The organism is Streptomyces sp. 142MFCol3.1 (assembly GCF_000424945.1).
In the GTDB taxonomy this organism is placed as follows: Bacteria; Actinomycetota; Actinomycetes; order Streptomycetales; family Streptomycetaceae; genus Streptomyces; species Streptomyces siamensis.
Map to the genome: position 1 here is coordinate 377,560 of NZ_AUKV01000002.1, position 18,533 is coordinate 396,092.

The 18,533-nt window shown below is 70.4% G+C and carries 17 protein-coding genes; 8 read left to right on the forward strand and 9 right to left on the reverse strand.

Features of this window, described 5'->3' with window-relative positions:
* The first annotated feature begins 26 nt into the window (after positions 1 to 26).
* Both H305_RS0104235 and H305_RS0104240 read left to right on the forward strand, forming a co-directional pair.
* Complete coding sequence (locus H305_RS0104235; protein ID WP_420708013.1) at positions 27 to 1,076, forward strand: GlxA family transcriptional regulator; 1,050 nt, start codon at positions 27 to 29, stop codon at positions 1,074 to 1,076.
* Complete coding sequence (locus tag H305_RS0104240) at positions 1,073 to 1,567, forward strand: LURP-one-related/scramblase family protein (protein WP_028799319.1); 495 nt, start codon at positions 1,073 to 1,075, stop codon at positions 1,565 to 1,567. Before H305_RS0104235 ends, H305_RS0104240 begins: the two co-directional genes overlap by 4 nt.
* Before the next feature lie 33 nt (positions 1,568 to 1,600).
* On the opposite strand, the gene H305_RS0104245 is transcribed toward H305_RS0104240, so the two are convergent.
* Complete coding sequence (locus H305_RS0104245) at positions 1,601 to 2,401, reverse strand: carbon-nitrogen family hydrolase (RefSeq protein WP_028799320.1); 801 nt, start codon at positions 2,399 to 2,401, stop codon at positions 1,601 to 1,603.
* Between the two features lie 154 nt (positions 2,402 to 2,555).
* On the opposite strand from H305_RS0104245, the gene H305_RS0104250 reads away from it, so the two are divergent.
* On the forward strand, positions 2,556 to 3,380 hold the full coding sequence (locus H305_RS0104250; RefSeq protein ID WP_028799321.1) for a maleylpyruvate isomerase family mycothiol-dependent enzyme: 825 nt from the start codon (positions 2,556 to 2,558) through the stop codon (positions 3,378 to 3,380).
* A 62-nt stretch (positions 3,381 to 3,442) separates the two neighbouring features.
* Here the strand turns inward: H305_RS0104250 and H305_RS0104255 are convergent, their stop codons facing one another.
* Both H305_RS0104255 and H305_RS0104260 read right to left on the reverse strand, forming a co-directional pair.
* Positions 3,443 to 4,738: an MFS transporter gene (locus tag H305_RS0104255; protein WP_028799322.1), complete on the reverse strand. Its 1,296-nt coding sequence runs from the start codon at positions 4,736 to 4,738 to the stop codon at positions 3,443 to 3,445.
* Complete coding sequence (locus H305_RS0104260) at positions 4,735 to 5,466, reverse strand: GntR family transcriptional regulator (RefSeq protein ID WP_420708014.1); 732 nt, start codon at positions 5,464 to 5,466, stop codon at positions 4,735 to 4,737. The genes H305_RS0104255 and H305_RS0104260 overlap by 4 nt, the downstream gene beginning before the upstream one ends.
* A 200-nt stretch (positions 5,467 to 5,666) precedes the next feature.
* Here H305_RS0104260 and H305_RS0104265 point away from each other — a divergent pair, with 200 nt between their 5' ends.
* On the forward strand, positions 5,667 to 6,563 hold the full coding sequence (locus tag H305_RS0104265) for a D-alanyl-D-alanine carboxypeptidase family protein (RefSeq protein WP_028799324.1): 897 nt from the start codon (positions 5,667 to 5,669) through the stop codon (positions 6,561 to 6,563).
* A gap of 91 nt (positions 6,564 to 6,654) precedes the next feature.
* Here H305_RS0104265 and H305_RS44420 read toward each other — a convergent pair whose 3' ends face one another.
* From H305_RS44420 to pdhA, 4 genes are all read right to left on the reverse strand, one after another.
* Complete coding sequence (locus H305_RS44420; protein WP_051370356.1) at positions 6,655 to 7,200, reverse strand: hypothetical protein; 546 nt, start codon at positions 7,198 to 7,200, stop codon at positions 6,655 to 6,657.
* Between the two features lie 316 nt (positions 7,201 to 7,516).
* Positions 7,517 to 8,941 (reverse strand): dihydrolipoamide acetyltransferase family protein, encoded by a 1,425-nt coding sequence (locus H305_RS0104275; RefSeq protein ID WP_028799325.1) that lies wholly within the window; start codon positions 8,939 to 8,941, stop codon positions 7,517 to 7,519.
* 10 nt (positions 8,942 to 8,951) lie between these two features.
* Positions 8,952 to 9,932, reverse strand: coding sequence for an alpha-ketoacid dehydrogenase subunit beta (locus H305_RS0104280; protein WP_028799326.1), 981 nt, complete (start codon positions 9,930 to 9,932; stop codon positions 8,952 to 8,954).
* Between the two features lie 2 nt (positions 9,933 to 9,934).
* Positions 9,935 to 11,188 (reverse strand): pyruvate dehydrogenase (acetyl-transferring) E1 component subunit alpha, encoded by a 1,254-nt coding sequence (gene pdhA / locus H305_RS0104285; RefSeq protein ID WP_028799327.1) that lies wholly within the window; start codon positions 11,186 to 11,188, stop codon positions 9,935 to 9,937.
* Between the two features lie 413 nt (positions 11,189 to 11,601).
* Here pdhA and H305_RS0104290 point away from each other — a divergent pair, with 413 nt between their 5' ends.
* The 3 genes from H305_RS0104290 to H305_RS0104300 all read left to right on the forward strand — a co-directional run bounded on the left by H305_RS0104290 (position 11,602) and on the right by H305_RS0104300 (position 14,015).
* Positions 11,602 to 12,267 carry a response regulator gene (locus tag H305_RS0104290; RefSeq protein WP_028799328.1) on the forward strand — a complete coding sequence of 222 codons (666 nt, stop codon included), beginning with the start codon at positions 11,602 to 11,604 and terminating at the stop codon, positions 12,265 to 12,267.
* Positions 12,268 to 12,379: 112 nt separating this feature from the next.
* Entirely contained in the window at positions 12,380 to 12,907 is a 528-nt protein-coding gene (locus H305_RS0104295; protein ID WP_078628864.1) for a pyridoxamine 5'-phosphate oxidase family protein, read from the forward strand.
* Between the two features lie 103 nt (positions 12,908 to 13,010).
* A complete protein-coding gene (locus H305_RS0104300) occupies positions 13,011 to 14,015 on the forward strand; it encodes a phosphotransferase (RefSeq protein ID WP_028799330.1) in 1,005 nt (334 codons plus the stop codon).
* A 113-nt stretch (positions 14,016 to 14,128) separates the two neighbouring features.
* On the opposite strand, the gene H305_RS0104305 is transcribed toward H305_RS0104300, so the two are convergent.
* Entirely contained in the window at positions 14,129 to 15,688 is a 1,560-nt protein-coding gene (locus H305_RS0104305) for a protein kinase domain-containing protein (RefSeq protein ID WP_028799331.1), read from the reverse strand.
* A gap of 379 nt (positions 15,689 to 16,067) precedes the next feature.
* On the opposite strand from H305_RS0104305, the gene H305_RS0104310 reads away from it, so the two are divergent.
* Complete coding sequence (locus H305_RS0104310) at positions 16,068 to 17,696, forward strand: protein kinase domain-containing protein (protein WP_028799332.1); 1,629 nt, start codon at positions 16,068 to 16,070, stop codon at positions 17,694 to 17,696.
* Between the two features lie 85 nt (positions 17,697 to 17,781).
* Here the strand turns inward: H305_RS0104310 and H305_RS0104315 are convergent, their stop codons facing one another.
* Positions 17,782 to 18,324, reverse strand: coding sequence for a bacterial proteasome activator family protein (locus tag H305_RS0104315; RefSeq protein WP_028799333.1), 543 nt, complete (start codon positions 18,322 to 18,324; stop codon positions 17,782 to 17,784).
* Between the last annotated feature and the right edge of the window lie 209 nt (positions 18,325 to 18,533).

Sequence of the window (18,533 nt, forward strand, 5' to 3'; positions counted from 1 at the left end):
ATCCGGACGAGTGCTAGAAATCGCATATGGCGCAACGATCCTCTCAGTGCGGTCCGGCGGGAGGCGCACCGCTCGCCGGCCGGGCCCCGTCCCCTGCCGTGCGGGGCGTGCACCGTGTCGTCCTCGTCGTCGACGAGAACTCGAACCCCTTCGAGATGAGCTGCGCGATCGAGGTGTTCGGGCTGCGCCGGCCGGAACTAGGGCGGGAGCTGTACGACTTCGGGCTCTGCGCCGCCGGGGAGCGGACCCTGATGCGGGACGGGTTCTTCACGCTCACCGGTGTGGACGGACTGGAGGCGGCCGACGAGGCGGACACGCTGATCGTGCCGAACCGTCCGGACACCGGCACGCCGCGCTCCCCCGAGGTGCTGGACGCCGTTCGCCGGGCGTACGAGCGGGGGGCCAGGCTGATCGGGTTCTGCTCCGGTGCGTTCACCCTCGCGGAGGCCGGGCTGCTGGACGGGCGGCGGGCGGCCTGCCACTGGATGTGGGCGGATGCCTTCCGGGCGCGGTTTCCGCGGGTCCGTCTGGAGCCGGACGTCCTGTTCGTGGACGACGGGGACATTCTCACCGCGTCGGGAAGCGCGTCAGCGCTCGATCTCGGGCTGCACGTCGTGCGGCGCGACCACGGCGCGGAGATCGCCAACGCCGTCTCGCGGCGGCTGGTCTTCGCCGCGCACCGCGACGGCGGGCAGCGCCAGTTCGTCGAGCGGCCGTTGCCGGAGGTGCCCGACGAGTCCCTGGCTCCGCTGCTGGCGTGGGCGCAGGAGCGGCTCGGTGAACCGCTGACGGTCGCGGATCTGGCCGCGCGGGCGGCGGTGAGTCCGGCGACTCTGCACCGGCGTTTCCGTGCCCAGCTCGGCACCACCCCGCTGGCGTGGCTGACGGGGGAGCGGGTGGCACTCGCCTGCCGGCTCATCGAGCGCGGGGAGAAGCGCCTGGACGTGGTGGCGGACCGCAGCGGTCTGGGGTCCGCCGCGAACCTGCGGGCGCGGCTGCGCCGGGCGACGGGACTCAGCCCGTCGGCCTACCGGCGGCGTTTCGGACCGCCTGCCGGGGAAGCGGTGATGGCATGAGATTCCTCGTACGCGACCGGCTCCTCGGCTTCGGCGACGACTACTGGATCGAGGACGACCGCGGCAACAAGGTCTTCCTCGTCGACGGCAAGGCCATGCGTCTGCGGGACACCTTCGAGCTGAAGGACACGCGCGGGCGCGTCCTGATCGACATCCATCAGAAGATGCTCGCCCTGCGCGACACGATGATCATCGAGCGGGACGGCGACCCGCTGGCGACCATCAAGCGCAAGCGTCTGTCCCTGCTCCGCAACCACTACCGGGTGTCGCTGGTCGACGGCACCGAACTCGACGTGAGCGGAAAGATCCTCGACCGTGAGTTCGCCATCGACTACGACAACGAACTCCTCGCGCAGATCTCCCGCCGCCGGCTGCACGTCCGTGAGACGTACGGGGTCGACGTCGTACGGGACGACGCCGACCCGGCGCTGCTGATCGCGGTGGCGGTGTGCGTGATCCACCTGGCGGAGAAGGAGCGTGGCGAGGACTGAGGAGAAGCGCGGGGGCCTGGCGGACCGGTCCCGTCAGGCCTGTCGCCGGGGTGTGTCCAGCCCCAGCAGGCGGTCCTTGAGCGCGGGGAACTGCTCTCGCGTGTCCGCGACCTTGGCGGGGTCGAAGTCCACGGTGAGGACCTCCTCACCGGCGCCGGCCTCGGCGAGGACCTCTCCCCACGGGTCGACGACGAGCGAGTGGCCGGCCTGGGCGACTTCGGCGTGCGTGCCGGCCGTTCCGCACGCGAGGACGTAGGCCTGGTTCTCGACGGCGCGTGCCTGTGCGAGCAGTGTCCAGTGGGAGCGGCGCCGTTCGGGCCAGCCGGCCGAGAGCACGAGGGTCTCCGCGCCGGCATCGACGAGTCCGCGGAAGAGCTCGGGGAAGCGGAGGTCGTAGCAGGTGGCGACGCCGAGCACGGTCTCGGGCAGACGGACCGTCACCAGTTCCGATCCGGCGCCCATCAGCACGGCCTCGCCCTTGTCGAAGCCGAAGCGGTGGATCTTCCGGTACGAGGCGGCGAGTTCACCGGAGGGCGAGAAGACGAGGGACGTGTTGTAGAGGGGGCCTTCGGGGTCCCGCTCGGGGATGGAGCCGGCGTGCAGCCAGACGCCCGCGTCGCTCGCCGCCTCGGCCATCACCTCGTGGGTGGGTCCCTCCAGCGGTTCGGCCTCGGTCCGGAACCCTTCGTAGGCGAAGGCGCCGGTCGTCCACAGCTCGGGCAGCACGACGAGGTCGGCTCCGGCTTGTTCTCGTACGAGAGACGCGACACGCTGCCGACGCGATTCGACCGATTCCGCCTCGTTTACGTCGATCTGGAGGAGAGAGGCGCGCACACTACCACCGTCCTGGCATTCGAGCCGTCGATACGGGCCTACGATCGTCACACGAAAGCACTGCCGGGGTGCCTCACAGCAGCGTAACTTAGCGTCCCAAGACACCCGCTGCCTGTGCACTGCCCGCGTCCAACCGCCCGAGGGGTCCCGTTCCGTGAGTCTGCATCCCAGCCTTCAGTCCTACGCCGACGCCTGGACCCACTCGATCGAAGCGATATCAGAGCTGGTGCAGCCGCTCGTGGAGGGCGAGTGGAACCGGCGGACCCCCTGCCCGGGCTGGTCCGTGCGCGACATCGTGTCGCATGTCATCGGGCTGGACTGCGAGATGCTCGGCGACCCGCGGCCGATCCACACGCTCCCCCGTGACCTGTACCACGTGACGAACGAGCACCAGCGGTACATGGAGATGCAGGTCGACGTGCGGCGCCACCACACCGCGCCGGAGATGACCTCCGAGCTGGAGTACACGATCATCCGCCGCAACCGGCAGTTGCGGAACGAGACCAGGCAGCCCGACAGCAAGGTGCGCGGCCCCCTCGGCACCGAGGTCACCCTCGAACAGGCCATGCGGAACCGCGCGTTCGACGTGTGGGTGCACGAGCAGGACCTGCGTACGGCGCTGGGCCGGCCGGGCAACCTCGACTCCCCGGGCGCGTCCATCGTCCGTGACCAGCTCCTCGCGGCGCTGCCGAAGATCGTCGCGAAGGACGCCGGCGCTCCCGTGAACTCCGCGGTGGTCTTCGACGTCCACGGTCCCGTCGAGTTCCTGCGCACGGTCCGCGTCGACGCCGACGGCCGCGGCACGATAGACGGCGCCCCCTCCCTCGGCCCCGCCGCCTCGCTCTCCCTGGACTGGGAGACGTTCGTCCGGCTGGCCTGCGGCCGTGTTCACCCCGACGCCGTCGCCGACCGCATCAAGACCGAGGGCGACCCGGATCTGTCGGCGGCCATCCTGCGGAACTTCGCGGTCACCCCGTAGGCGGCCCCGCCCGTCCGGCCGGGGCCGTCCCCGGCCGGGGCAGAACGTCCCGATCGGGTGGTCTAGGCCGGCACGTGCACCGTCTCCACCCGGCTGGCGACCAGCCGTTCCCGCTCGCGCCGGGCCACCCGCCCGCGGAGCCGGAAGATCTGGCTCAGTCCGACGGCCTGGAGGACGAACACGGCGGCGAAGGCCACGCGGTAGTTGTCGCCGGTCGCGTCGAGCAGCACGCCGATGGCCAGCAGGGTCGTCATGGAGGCGACGAAACCTCCCATGTTGGTGATGCCGGACGCGGTGCCCTGCCGCTCGGGCGGGTTGGCCGGCCGGGCGAAGTCGAAGCCGATCATCGAGGCCGGGCCGCAGGCCCCCAGCACGGTGCACAGCACGATGAGCACCCACATCGGCGCCCGGTCCCCGGGGCAGGCGAGCGTGCCGGCCCAGACGACCGCGGTCGCGGCCACCGTGCCGAGTGCCAGCGGCAGCCGTGCCGAGTGGTGCCGGGCGACGATCTGCCCGTAGATGAGGCCGACCACCATGTTGGAGAGCACGACGAGCGTCAGCAGTTCGCCGGCGGTCGCGCGCGAGAGTCCCTGTGCCTCGACGAGGAACGGCAGGCCCCACAGCAGCAGGAACACCATCGCCGGGAACTGCGTCGTGAAGTGCACCCACATCCCGAGCCGGGTGCCGGGCTCCCGCCAGGACGCGGCGATCTGCCGGCGCACGTACGCGGCGCCCCGGTGCGGGAAGGGCTCCGGGTCGTGGCCCTCGGGGTGGTCCTTCAGGAACAGCAGCAGGAGCACCAGCACGACGGCTCCGGCGAGCGCGCTGCCCGCGAACGCGGCCGTCCAGCCGACCCCGTGCAGCAGCCGCGCGATGACGAGGGTCGAGACGAGGTTGCCGGCCATGCCGACCAGGCCGGCGAGCTGCGCGACCAGCGGGCCGCGGCGGGCGGGGAACCAGCGGGTGCCGAGCCGCAGCACGCTGATGAAGGTCATCGCGTCACCGCAGCCGAGCAGCGCGCGCGAGGCGAGGGCCGTGCCGTAGGAGGGGGAGAAGGCGAAGCCCAGCTGTCCCGCGGTGAACAGCAGGACGCCGATGGTCAGCACCTTCTTGGTGCCGAGCCGGTCGACCAGCAGGCCGACGGGTATCTGCATGCCCGCGTACACGAGGAGCTGGAGGATCGAGAAGGTGGACAGCGCCGAGGCGTTGACGTGGAAGCGGTCCGCCGCGTCGAGGCCCGCCACTCCCAGTGAGGTCCGGAAGATGACGGCGACGAAGTAGACGGCGACGCCTATGCCCCAGACTGCGATCGCGCGCCGCCCGCCGGGCGGGTCGCCGGGAAGGGTCGCGGTGCTCATCGGACTTCGCCCCGTGCCAGGTTGGAGAACCAGCTGACGTGCCGATGGATGATGCCGACGACGGCCTCGGCGTCACCGGAGCGCAGCGCTTCGAGGATCTCCTCGTGCTCGGCGAGCGTCTTGGTGATCCGGTCGGGGTGGGCGTGCATCACGGCGACTCCCATCCTCAACTGCCGGTCGCGGAGCTGGTCGTAGAGCCGGGAGAGGATCTCGTTGCCGCCGCTGCGGACGATCTCGGCGTGGAAGCAGCGGTCGGTGACGGCGGCTCCCGCCAGGTCTCCGGCGGCGGCCTGCTTCTTCTGCCGTTCGAGGAGTTCCTCCAGCCGGGCGATGAGCTGCGGCGGCGCGGGGAGCGCCTTGCGCGCGGCGTGCTCCTCGACGAGCTGGCGGGTCTCGACGACGTCCGCGATCTCCTGGGCGGAGACGGGCAGGACGAGCGCGCCCTTCTTCGGGTAGAGCCTGATGAGTCCTTCGACCTCCAGGCGCAGCAGGGCCTCGCGCACGGGTGTGCGGGAGACGCCCACGGCCTCGGCGAGCTCGCCCTCGGTGAGCAGCGTGCCGCCCTCGTAACGGCGTTCCAGCACGGCCTGCTTGACGTGTGCGTACACGCGGTCGGCGGCGGGCGGCTGCTTCACGGGCTGCTTCACGTCCTGCTGCGCCCGCTCGGCGGGCCGGTCGGCGGAGTCGTGCACGTGCGGGCCGGCGGGCGCGGGCGGGGCTGAAGACATGCGCACATCATAGATACAACACGTACGCATGCCGCCGGACGTTTCAGCATGCGGACCCCGGAGCCCCCTCATGTAACCCGGGTCACAAAATTCCTGCCCCTCTCCATACATCCCTTTGCGCGCCTCATGAGTCCGTACGTGAGACGGCACTCTCATGTGCCGACCTCCCAGGGGCATTTCGCGCATTCGGAGCGTTCATTTTGATTACCGGCATTAAGGGCACGCGTTTCCGCAGGGCCGCCGCTGTGACCGTCACGACCGGCGCCGTCCTGGCGGCCGGAGCCTTCGGCGCGGCACCCGCGGGCGCCGTGACCACGCCCACGATCGCCGCCAAGGGCGGCTATGTGATGAACAACGGCACGGGCACGACCCTCTACACCAAGGCCGCGGACACCAGGCGTTCCACCGGCTCCACCACCAAGATCATGACGGCCAAGGTGGTGCTGGCCCAGTCGAACCTGAACCTCGACGCCAAGGTCACGATCCAGAAGGCGTACAGCGACTACGTCGTCGCCAACAACGCCTCCCAGGCCCACCTGATCGTCGGCGACAAGGTCACCGTCCGTCAGCTCCTGTACGGGCTGATGCTGCCCTCCGGCTGCGACGCCGCGTACGCCCTCGCCGACAAGTTCGGCACCGGCACGACCCGCGCCGCCCGCGTGAAGTCGTTCATCGGCAAGATGAACTCCAGCGCGCGCAGCCTCGGCCTGACGAACACGCACTTCGACTCGTTCGACGGCATCGGCCACGGCTCCAACTACTCGACGCCGCGCGACCTGACGAAGCTCGCCAGCAGCGCGATGAAGAACTCCACGTTCAAGACGATCGTGAAGACGCAGAACACCCGGCAGAAGGCCACCACCAAGAGCGGCGGCTACCGCTACTACGACTGGGAGAACACCAACAAGCCGCTGCTGACCGGCTACAGCGGCACGATCGGCGTCAAGACCGGCTCCGGCCCCGAGGCCAAGTACTGCCTGGTCTTCGCCGCCACCCGCAACGGCAAGACGGTCATCGGCACGGTGCTCGCCTCCACCTCGATCACCGCCCGCACCTCGGACGCCAAGAAGCTGCTCACCTACGGCTTCGCCAGGTAGAACCGCACACGAGCGAGAAGGGGCCCGCCGCGGAACGCGGCGGGCCCCTTCGCCGTTCCCGGCCGGACGCTCCCGGTCAGGCCGTTCCGGGTCAGCCGTGCATGAGGGGCGAGCCGTAGAGATCCTTGGTGATCGCGCCCTTGCCGTCACCCTCGATGTCGTAGACGACGGTCGAGTCCGAGGACCAGTACAGGTCCTTGTTGTACGTCACCGACGGCACGGTGCAGGTGCTCGCGGGACCGGGCTCCCCGGGGCCCGAGTAGTCGCTGTTGAACAGGGACGTCCAGTCGCACGTCTTCGACGCGACGACGGTGTCGCTGCCGCCCGAGTCGGAGCGCGACTCGACCCGCGTGGTGATCTTGAACGAGGTGAACCTCTTGCCGTTGTCGATCACCTGGTCGTCGACGATGTTCCAGGTGACGTTGCTCGACGCGGTCACCTTCCCCGAGGTGACGTCGGCACAATTCTCTATGTAGTACGTAGTCTCGGGCTTCTGGCCCGGGAAGATGATGTCGAACTGGTGGGTGAACGCGTCCGAGCAGCTGCTCACCGCGGCCGCCGGGGAAGCGAAGGCGATGCCGCCGGCGAGCGCGCCGCCCACGAGCGCGAACGTGGCGAGAGACTTTCCGACCGTCAAGGGAATTCCTTTCGAGAAGGGCCCACGTCCGTAAGAGTGGGCCCGCCGCAGCATTTCCGCGTCGGCGGGCACATACGGGATGACGGTTCGGTGCCGGGATCTTCGAATCCCGGCCGGGCGCGCGGAGTTCGGCACGTCCGCAGCCCCTTCCCCCGCTTTCCCCCCGCCCTGCGCCGGGTGGTTGGTCGTACCGCCCGACGGAGGTGATCTTAGGCAGCCGAAGATCGGGAAATGTAGGGGAATTCGCAGCTTGGCTCATATACGCCAAAGGGGCGCCCGTCTCCATCGAGAGGGGCGCCCCTTCAGGCGTTCCGGGTCACGCCCAGCTGATCAGCCGCTTCGGCTGCTCCAGGATCGCCGCCACATCGGCGAGCACCTTGGAGCCCAGCTCGCCGTCGACCAGGCGGTGATCGAAGGAGAGCGCCAGTGTGGTGACCTGGCGGGGCTTGACCTTGCCCTTGTGCACCCAGGGCTGGAGCTTGATCGCACCGACCGCGAGGATCGCGGACTCGCCGGGGTTGAGGATCGGCGTGCCCGTGTCGACCCCGAAGACACCGACGTTCGTGATGGTGACGGTGCCGCCCTGCATCGCGGCGGGCGACGTCTTGCCCTCGCGCGCCGTGGACACCAGCTCCGTCAGCGACTCGGCCAGCTGGGGCAGCGTCTTGCCGTGCGCGTCCTTGATGTTCGGGACGATCAGTCCGCGGGGCGTGGCGGCGGCGATGCCCAGGTTCACGTAGTGCTTCTGGACGATCTCCTGGTTGGCCTCGTCCCAGGACGCGTTGACCTCGGGGTTGCGCTTGATCGCGACCAGCAGGGCCCGGGCGATGAGCAGCAGCGGGTTCACCCGCAGCCCCTGCATGCCGTAGACCTCGGGGGACTGCTTGATCTCCTCGACGAGCTTCATCGTGCGCGTCACGTCGACCGTCACGAACTCGGTGACGTGCGGCGCGGTGAACGCCGAGCCGACCATCGCCGCCGCCGTGACCTTGCGGACGCCCTTGACCGGGATCCGGGTCTCGCGCGCCGCGTCGTAGGCGACGGCCGGCGCGGGCGCCTGGGCCGGGACGGGAGCCGGGGCCTCCGTCACAACGGGCGCCGGAGCGGGGGCCGGGGCCACCGCCGCGTGCACGTCCTCGCGCGTGATGATGCCGTCCGGCCCCGACGGGGTGACCGTCGCCAGGTCGACGCCGAGGTCCTTGGCGAGCTTGCGGACCGGGGGCTTGGCCAGCGGACGCCCCTTGGCGGCCTGGCCGTGGCCGTTGAGCTCGCCCTGGATCGCCGTGGCCGCATGGAACTCGGCCTGCTGGGCCGGGACTTCGGTGCCCTTGCGGGGGCGGCGCTTGGTGGAGGACTCGGCGACGCCGTACCCGACGAGGACCGGCTTGCGGCCCTCGGACTTGGGTTCCTCGGCGGCGGGAGCCTCAGCGGCGACCTCGGGGGCCGCGGCCGGTGCGGGAGCCTCCGCGGCACCGCCGGACACGTCCACCGCGATGATCACCTGGCCCACGTCCACCGTCACCCCCTCGGGGAAACGGAGTTCGCGGACCACACCGTCGAACGGGATGGGCAGCTCCACGGCGGCCTTGGCGGTCTCGACCTCGCAGACGACCTGGCCGTCGGTGACGGTGTCACCGACCTGGACGTACCACTTGAGGATCTCCGCCTCGGTGAGCCCCTCGCCCACGTCGGGCATCTTGAACTCGCGGAGCCCCGACGCGTTCTCAGTCATCGTCGTCACGACCCTCTCCTCAGTACGCCAGTGAGCGGTCGACGGCGTCGAGCACCCGGTCCAGGCCCGGAAGGTACTCCTCCTCCAGGCGCGCCGGCGGGTAGGGGGCGTGATAGCCGCCGACCCGCAGGACGGGTGCCTCCAGATGGTAGAAGCACCGCTCGGTGATCCGGGCGGCGATCTCCGCGCCCGTACCGAGGAAGACCGGGGCCTCGTGCACCACGACCAGGCGACGGGTCTTCTCGACCGAGGCCTGGACGGAGTCGAAGTCGATGGGGGACATCGAGCGCAGGTCCAGGACCTCGATCGACTTGCCCTCCTCCTCGGCCGCCGCGGCGGCCTCCAGGCAGACCTTCACCATCGGTCCGTACGCGGCGAGGGTCAGGTCGGCGCCCTCGCGCACCACGCGTGCCGTGTGCAGCGGGCCGGGGATCGCCTCGGTGTTGACCTCGGCCTTGTCCCAGTAGCGCCGCTTCGGCTCGAAGAAGATCACCGGGTCGTCGCTCTGGATGGCCTGCTGCATCATCCAGTAGGCGTCGCTCGCGTTCGACGGGGAGACCACCTTCAGTCCCGCCACGTGCGCGAAGAGCGCCTCGGGGGACTCGGAGTGGTGCTCGACGGCACCGATGCCGCCGCCGTACGGGATACGGATCACGACGGGGAGCTTGATCTTGCCGAGCGCCCGCGCGTGCATCTTGGCGAGCTGCGTGACGATCTGGTCGTACGCCGGGAAGACGAAGCCGTCGAACTGGATCTCCACGACCGGGCGGTAGCCGCGCAGGGCCAGGCCGATCGCGGTGCCGACGATGCCGGACTCGGCGAGCGGGGTGTCGATGACCCGCTCCTCGCCGAAGTCCTTCTGCAGACCGTCGGTCACCCGGAAGACACCACCGAGCTTGCCGACGTCCTCGCCCATGATGAGGACCTTGGGGTCGGCGTCGAGGGCCGTGCGCAGCGATTCGTTGATCGCCTTGGCCAGCGCCATCTTTTCCGCAGCCATCGTTACTTGCCCTCCCCTGCGTCCGCGAACGACGCCTGGTAGGCGGCGAACTGGGCTCGCTCCTCGTCGACGAGCGCGTGCCCGTCCGCGTACACGTTCTCGAAGATGGCGAAGTGGTCCGGGTCGGGCATGGCCCGTACGACTTCGCGTACTCGCTTGCCCAACGCTTCGCTCTCGGCCTCGAGTTCCGCGAAGAATGCCTCGTCCGCGTGGTTCGAGGCCTCCAGGTAGGTGCGCAGGCGCAGGATCGGGTCCTTCGCCTCCCACGCCTCGCGTTCCTCGTCGGCCCGGTACTTCGTCGGGTCGTCGGAGGTCGTGTGCGCGCCCATGCGGTACGTGTACGCCTCGACGAGGGTGGGGCCCTCGCCGCGGCGGGCGCGCTCCAGCGCCCACTTGGTGACCGCGAGGCAGGCCAGCACGTCGTTGCCGTCGACGCGGACGCCGGGGAAGCCGAAGCCCTGCGCCCGCTGGTAGAGCGGCACGCGGGTCTGCTTCTCGGTCGGCTCGGAGATGGCCCACTGGTTGTTCTGGCAGAAGAACACGACGGGGGCGTTGTAGACCGCGGAGAAGGTGAAGGACTCGGCGACGTCGCCCTGGCTGGAGGCGCCGTCACCGAAGTACGCGATCACGGCCGAGTCCGCGCCGTCCTTGGCGACGCCCATGGCGTAGCCGGTGGCGTGCAGCGTCTGCGAGCCGATGACGATCGTGTACAGGTGGAAGTTGTTGCTGTTCGGGTCCCAGCCGCCGTTGTTCACACCCCGGAACATGCCGAGCAGGTTGGTCGGGTCGACCCCGCGGCACCAGGCGACGCCGTGCTCGCGGTAGGTCGGGAAGACGTAGTCGTCCTCGCGGGTGGCCCGCCCGGAACCGATCTGGGCGGCCTCCTGGCCGAGCAGCGAGGCCCACAGGCCCAGCTCGCCCTGGCGCTGGAGGGAGGTGGCCTCGGCGTCGAAGCGGCGGGTCAGCACCATGTCCCGGTACAGGCCGCGCAGGTCGTCGGGGGTGATGTCGGCGACGTACGGGTCGTACGTGGCGTCCTTGACCCGCTTGCCCTCCGGGGTCAGCAGCTGAACGAGCTCGGGCCCGGCGCCCGTCGCGCCGGGCGACTTCTTGGCGGCCGCGCCGGTGCGCTTGCTCGCGGCGGTCTTCCTGCCGGTCGCGCCGGCGCTCTTCGTACCGGTCGTCCCGGTGCTCGCGGCGCTCTTCGTACCGGCGCTGCTTCGCGGCTTGCGCGCGGCAGTGCTCTCCACGGTCACGTGTGCTCCTCCGTCGGTCCGGCCCCCGGGGTTGCCGGGTGGCTGGGGATCCCCCTTGCCCTTTTCCGAGCTCGGGGGAGCGGCTCGCCTGTTCCGGTTCCCGTGCACGGGGTGGGTGCCACTCGGCCGGGAACAGGCGTGACAGGTGCCCCGGCGAGCGCCCTGCAACAGCCACGTTACCCAGTGCTTCACAATTCTGTGAAACCCCTCCTGACCTGCGATTTTTGTAGGAATTCCAAGTACTTTCAAACTTGGAATTCCTACTACATCAAGTCGTGGGGAACACCTGCTGGTCACAGCACTGGTCACAGGCCTTGCAGGGGGCCGGAACACGGGCACGTTATCCCGGCCACCCCGGCGACGGGAAGAGTTCACTTGGGGCAATGCCCATGACCATGTGTGACACTGACACCGTGCACCAAACCGGGAAAATCACCGTATTTCTCCTCGACGACCATGAGGTCGTCCGGCGTGGCGTCCATGAGCTGCTGTCCGTCGAGGAGGACATCGAAGTGGTCGGCGAGGCCGGTACCGCGGCCGACGCGCTGGTGCGGATTCCGGCCACCCGCCCGGACGTCGCCGTCCTGGACGTACGCCTGCCGGACGGCAGCGGTGTGGAGGTCTGCCGCGAGATCCGGTCCCGGGACGAGGACATCAAGTGTCTGATGCTGACCTCGTTCGCCGACGACGAGGCCCTGTTCGACGCGATCATGGCCGGGGCCTCGGGGTACGTCCTGAAGGACATCCGCGGCGACGAGCTCCTGTCCGCCGTCCGCGATGTCGCGTCGGGGAAGTCCCTGCTCGACCCGGTGGCCACGGCCCGCGTTATGGCGCGGCTGCGCGACGGCGGCACCAAGGAGGACGGCAGGCTCGCGCAGCTCACCGATCAGGAACGCAGGATCCTCGACCTGATCGGCGAGGGACTCACCAACCGCGCCATCGGTGAGCGGCTCCACCTCGCCGAGAAAACGATCAAGAATTACGTGTCGAGCCTGCTGGCCAAGCTGGGCATGGAGCGGCGCTCGCAGGCCGCCGCCTATGTGGCCCGCAAACAGGCGGAACGGCAGCAGAGTCGCTGAGCGCGGACCCGGCCGGCTCGCGCCGCCGGCCGCCCATTCGGGACTTATGGCCCCCACATGAGGGGCTGGCGCCTCTTTTTCGCCGCCCCTCGGGTGCCGGAGATTGGGGGGCATGCCCACCGACGAACGGCGCGCCGACACGAGGTATGCCGACGACCAGCCCGCCGGAGAGCCTTCCACCGCCACGCGGTCCCGCATCGAGCGGTCCCCCGCCGGACAGTCCCCCACCGACCGCCTCGCCGTGCACCTGATCGGCAGCGCCGAGTACGGCCGTGTGGCCACCAGCAAGCGCGCGCTGCCGCTCCTCGCGCTCGCCCGCCACATCGTCTCGGACGGGCGCGTCCTGCTGCGCATGTCCCGCAGCTTCGGCTGTCCGGACGCCTGCGCCGGCAGCGTCGTCGCGTACGGCACCGACAACGTGGGCTCCGCGCGGCCCGGCGAGGCCCTGTGGTCCGTGCAGATCGTGGGGCGGTGCCAGCCGGTCGAGCCGACCGCGGCCCAGCTGGAGCTCTTCGGGCCGGTGCCGCCCCTGGCCGGCGGCGAGCCGTACCAGCCGGTCTACCTGGGCATCGAGCCGCAGCTCTGCACCGTCCACTCGACGGACAGTGGCCTGGAACGGCGGTTCCGGCACGTTCTGTGACCCTCACGTGATCGAACACGACTGTGTGTGACAAGCGCGAGGTCAGAGCCCCTGCTCGTGCCCTACGATCTGGCGCGTGCCGGGCTCATCCGTACCACCCCTCCTGTCTCACGCGCCCCCCTTGGGCGCCCTCCTCCGCCAGTACTCCGCCGGTTCCGCGCTCACCTGCGACCCCGTCGACCAGGGGCTGCTGAATCGCGGTTACCGGCTGTGCACCACCCGGGGCCGGTACTTCCTGAAACACCACTTCGACCCGGAGACCGCCGACCCCGCCGCGATCGCCCGCCAGCACCGGGCGACCCAGCGCCTCGCCGACCTGGGCGTCCCCGTCGCCCCGCCGCTGGCCGGCGCCGACGGGCGCACGGTCGCCGTGGTCGGGGGCCACGCGTACGCCCTGCACCCGTGGATCGACGGAGGGCACCGGCACGGCGGACAGCTCAGCACCGAGCAGTGCGCACGCCTGGGGGCGCTCCTGGGCGTCGTACACGCCGGTCTGGAGCGGGTGATGCCGGCACAGGGGCGCACGCCCGCGAGGCGGGCGGCCTGCGCCGATCCCGCCGACACCTTCGCGCTCATCGACCGGCTGCTCGCCATGGTGAGACGCCACCGCCCCGCCGACGCCTTCGACGAGCTCGCCCGGCACCGGCTCCTGGAGAGGCGGGCCCTGCTGGAACGGCACGCCGACCGCCGTCCCCCGCACGGCGGTTCGGTCGGCTGGGTGCACGGTGACTTCCACCCCTTCAACCTGCTCTACCGCGACGGGGAACCGGCCGCGATCGTCGACTGGGACCGGCTGGGCGTCCAGCCCCGCGCCGAGGAGGCGGTACGTGCCGCGGTGATCTTCTTCGTACGGCCGATCGGTTCGCTCGACCTGACGAAAGTGCGGGCCTACGCGCGCGCGTACCGGCGCACCGCGGACGCCGGGCCCGCCGAACTCGCCGCCGCCGTGCACCGTGTGTGGTGGGAGCGCCTCAACGACTTCTGGATGCTTCGCTGGCACTACGAGCGCGGGGACGCCCGTGCCGACCCGCAGTTCCCCGCGGCCTCGGCTCTGGTGATGTGGTGGACGCGGGCGTACGAGTCCGTGTGCGAGGCGTTCGCGGGATGACCGGCGGTCCAGGACGCTCCGCAGCCGCACGCGCGCGTGCCGCCCGTTTCCGGGCCGCACGCGCGCGTGGACGGTCTCCTCGCCCCGGGGCCATCAGCCCCGGACGGTCACGGTCAAAGACCCACCCCGTCGGTGGCCCCGGTGCCGCCCTCCGTCGGGTCGACGGTCTCCGTCGGGTCCTCCGTCGGCGTCGCCGGGTCCTCCGTCGGCTCCTCGGTGGTCGGCGTCGTCTTGGTCGGCTCGTCCGTCGGCTCGTCCGTCGGCTGGGCGGTGTCGCTCGCGGAGGGCGTGTACGACGGTGTGTAGTCGGGGTCGCCGCCGGTGCTCGACGAGTCCTCGGTGGACGTGTCCGTCTCCTCGTCGGTGGCCTCGTCGCTCGGCGCCTCGCTCGACCGGTCGTCCGTGCGGGAGTGCGTGGCGCTCGGCGACTTCGTGGTGTCCGTGCCTCCGCCCGCCTCACCGCCGGTCTTGTTCAGGGCGAGCGCGACACCCGCCGCGATCGCGATCACCGCGAGGACCGCGAGCATCCACAGCTTGCCGCGGCCGCTGCCGCGGTTGCCGTGCCCCTCGAAACCGCCGTCGTCCCCGCCGCCGTAGGGCGGGATGATCGGCGCGGGGATCTGCGTGGTGCCCGACTCCCCGGGATGCGGCAGCGCCGTCGTGCCGGCGAAACCGGAGGCCGGGGTGTGCAGACCCTCGTGCATGGTGACGGGGCCGGTGTTCCAGGTACCGGTGTGCCCGCCCTGGTCGTAGAGCATCTGGAGGGCGTACTGGACGAGCCCGCGCATCTCCTCGGCCGTCTGGAACCGGTCGTCCGGCTCCTTGGCGAGTGAGCGCATGACCAGCCCGTCGAGCTCCGGCGGAGCCGCGTCCGAGGCCTCGGACGGGGGCACCGGAATGTCCTGGACGTGCTGGTAGACCACGGACAGCGGCGTCTCGCCGGTGAACGGGGGCCGCAGCGCGAGGAGTTCGTACAGGAGGCAGCCGGTCGCGTACAGGTCGGAACGGTGGTCGACGGCCTTGCCGAGCGCCTGCTCCGGGGAGAGGTACTGCGGGGTGCCCATGACCATGCCGGTCTGGGTCATCGTCGACTGCGCGCCGTGCAGGGCGCGGGCGATGCCGAAGTCCATCACCTTCACCGCGCCGGTGTTGGTGATGATGACGTTCGCCGGCTTGATGTCGCGGTGCACGATGCCGTGCTGGTGCGAGTAGGCGAGCGCCTCCAGGACCCCGGAGACGATGATCAGCGCCTGCTCGGGGCCGGGGGCCTCGGCGTTGATCAGCAGATCCCGGATCGTCCGGCCCTCGACGATCTCCATCACGATGTACGGGACGACGCCGTGGCCGACCACGTCCTCGCCGGAGTCGTACACCGCCACGACCGCATGGTGGTTGAGCCCGGCGACCGACTGGGCCTCACGCGTGAAGCGGGCCTTGGACACCGGGTCCTCGGCCAGGTCGGAGCGGAGCAGCTTGACCGCGACGGTGCGTCCGAGGCGCACGTCCTCGGCCGCGAACACCTCGGCCATGCCGCCCCGGCCGAGTCTGCGGGTCAGCCGATATCGGCCGTCGCCGACCAGCCCGCCGTTACCCCACATCTCCGGCGCATCTGACATACCGCCGCCAGTCGCCTCGGGGTCGGACGGGCCCTGAGCGCGCTGCTGCTGTGCCATCGGTCCTCGCCGTCGTTTCTGCCCGCGGTCTGCGCGGTGGTTGTTACGGTCTCCGTCGGGCCACGCTACAGGCTCTGCGCAAGGCGCCGGTCCGGGATGAAAGTGAGAGGGACCGGCCATCAAACCCGGCGCGGGTCCACGCGTGCAAATTCTGTGTACCGGGCGTACGCCGGCTGTAACGCTTCCGCGACGCTTCTTTCGCAGACGGTCACGGAACGGGCACCGAACTTGACGTGTCGGTGCCCTGGGGCAGACTTGGCCGGGAATAAGCCAATCGATCACCGAAGACCGGTCGCATCGCAGCAGTCGCGCCGGACAATCGATCACGGACCGCGGGAGCAACCAGCCGCTGCCGCCGCGCCGATGGGGGACGCAGAACATGAGCCAGGACGGCGCACAGGGCCGGTACGCGGGGCGTGCGGTCGCCGGCGGCCGCTACCAGCTGCGCGATCTGCTCGGCGAGGGCGGCATGGCCTCGGTGCACCTCGCGTACGACTCGGTGCTCGACCGACAGGTCGCGATCAAGACCCTGCACACCGAGCTCGGCCGTGAACAGGCGTTCCGCGAGCGGTTCCGGCGCGAGGCCCAGTCGGTGGCCAAGCTCACGCACACCAACATCGTCTCGGTCTTCGACACCGGCGAGGACGACCTCGACGGCATGACCACCCCGTACATCGTCATGGAGTACATCGAGGGCAAGCCGCTCGGCTCGGTCCTCGACGCGGACATCCAGCAGTACGGGGCGATGCCCGCCGACAAGGCCCTGAAGATCACCGCGGACGTGCTGGCCGCGCTGGAGATCAGCCACGAGATGGGCCTGGTCCACCGCGACATCAAGCCGGGCAACGTCATGATGACGAAGCGCAACGTCGTCAAGGTGATGGACTTCGGCATCGCCCGCGCCATGCAGTCCGGGGTCACCTCGATGACGCAGACCGGCATGGTCGTCGGCACCCCGCAGTACCTCTCCCCGGAGCAGGCGCTCGGCCGCGGCGTGGACGCCCGGTCCGACCTGTACTCCGTCGGCATCATGCTGTTCCAACTGGTCACCGGACGCCTGCCGTTCGAGGCGGACTCGCCGCTGGCCATCGCCTACGCGCACGTCCAGGAGGAGCCGGTCGCGCCCTCCTCGGTCAACCGCTCGCTGCCCCCGGCGGTGGACGCGCTGGTCGCCCGCGCCCTGAAGAAGAACCCGAACGAGCGCTTCCCCAGCGCCGAGTCGATGCGCGACGAGTGCCTGCGCGTGGCCCAGTCGTTCCACGCCGTCGCGCCGAGCATCGTGCCGGGCGCCCAGACGTCGAGCGGCGCTGGCGTCGGCTCCGCCGTCTTCCCGCCCGTCGACCAGGGCACCCCGGCTCCGGGCCCCGTGCAGACGCCGTACCAGCCGGGCCCGTACGGCACGCCGACCCCGGCACCGACGCCGTCCCCCGCCTACGGCTATCCGCAGCAGGGCGGCTACCAGTCGCCCCCGCAGACCTCCGCGTACTCCCCGCAGCAGGGCACATCGACGCCCCCGCCGTACAACCTGTCGCCCCAGACCTCGTCGCCCGTCTCGGGCGGCTCCGGCCGCAAGAGCAACCGCGGCATCGTCATCGGGTCGATCGTGGTGGCTCTCGTCGCGATCGGCGGCCTGATCACGGCGCTCGCGATGAACGGCGGCAGCGACGACAACAAGGGCGGCGGTGGCGCCAGCAAGTCGCCGACCGTGGTGGCGGGGCACAAGGGTCCGGACACGTCGAAGACGATCGAGACGGAGAAGTGCACCGACCCCCAGGAGTCCTACGACGATCCGGACAAGATCCAGGTACCGGACTTCCAGTACAAGAACCTGAAGTCGGTGAAGTCCTGCTTCCAGGCCGCCGGCTGGCAGATGAAGGTGACCCGCGTCGACGAGAACACCTACGGCGAGGACACGATCATGGATCAGTTCCCCTCCGCCGACACGGACGTCGACCCGAAGAACATGCCCGAGATCGAGCTCAAGGTCTCCTCGGGCGACCCGGCCTGACCCCGGCACGCCCCCTGACGAGACGGAACGGGCCCGGCACCGAGGTGCCGGGCCCGTTCCGTCTCGTCAGGGGTGAAGCCTGGGCCTACAGGTACGGTCCTCCGGAACGGCCGCCGGAGCGAGGGTCCTCGTCCCCCTCGACACCGCCGACCCCGGGCGGGAGAGCGCGGCGCATCGACTCCAACTGGGCCCTGGCCGCCATCTGCTGCGCGAACAGCGTCGTCTGGATCCCGTGGAAGAGTCCCTCCAGCCAGCCCACCAACTGAGCCTGCGCGATCCGCAGTTCGGCATCGCTGGGGGTCGCCTCGTCCGCGAAGGGCAGGGAGAGCCGCTCCAGTTCCTCGACGAGTTCCGGCGCCAGGCCGTCCTCCAGTTCCTTCACGGAGCTCGCGTGGATCTCCTTGAGCCGCACCCGGCTGGCCTCGTCCAGAGGTGCGGCACGCACCTCCTCCAGCAGCTGCTTGATCATGCTGCCGATGCGCATCACCTTGGCCGGCTGTTCCACCATCTCCGTCACCGGGACCTCGCGGGAGTCCTCGTCTCCGGTGCCGCCGAGAGCCATCCCGTCCTGGCCGACGACCAGGATCTGAGGGTTCTCCGGCGACCTGTCGTTCCTCGGCATCTCCATGCCGCCATTCTCTCGCACGCCTCCACCCCATCACGGTGGTGCCCCCCGCGCCGGATGATCCACCCCGTACGCGGCCTCGGTCTTCCACCGCGTGCCGGGCGACGGTCACGGTCCGTCGACATGTCACGGCGGTCACCGGTCACGCTCCGTGGAGATTCCCGCGGACCGGGCGACCACGCTCCGTTCACACACCGGTGTGGGCCGTCACG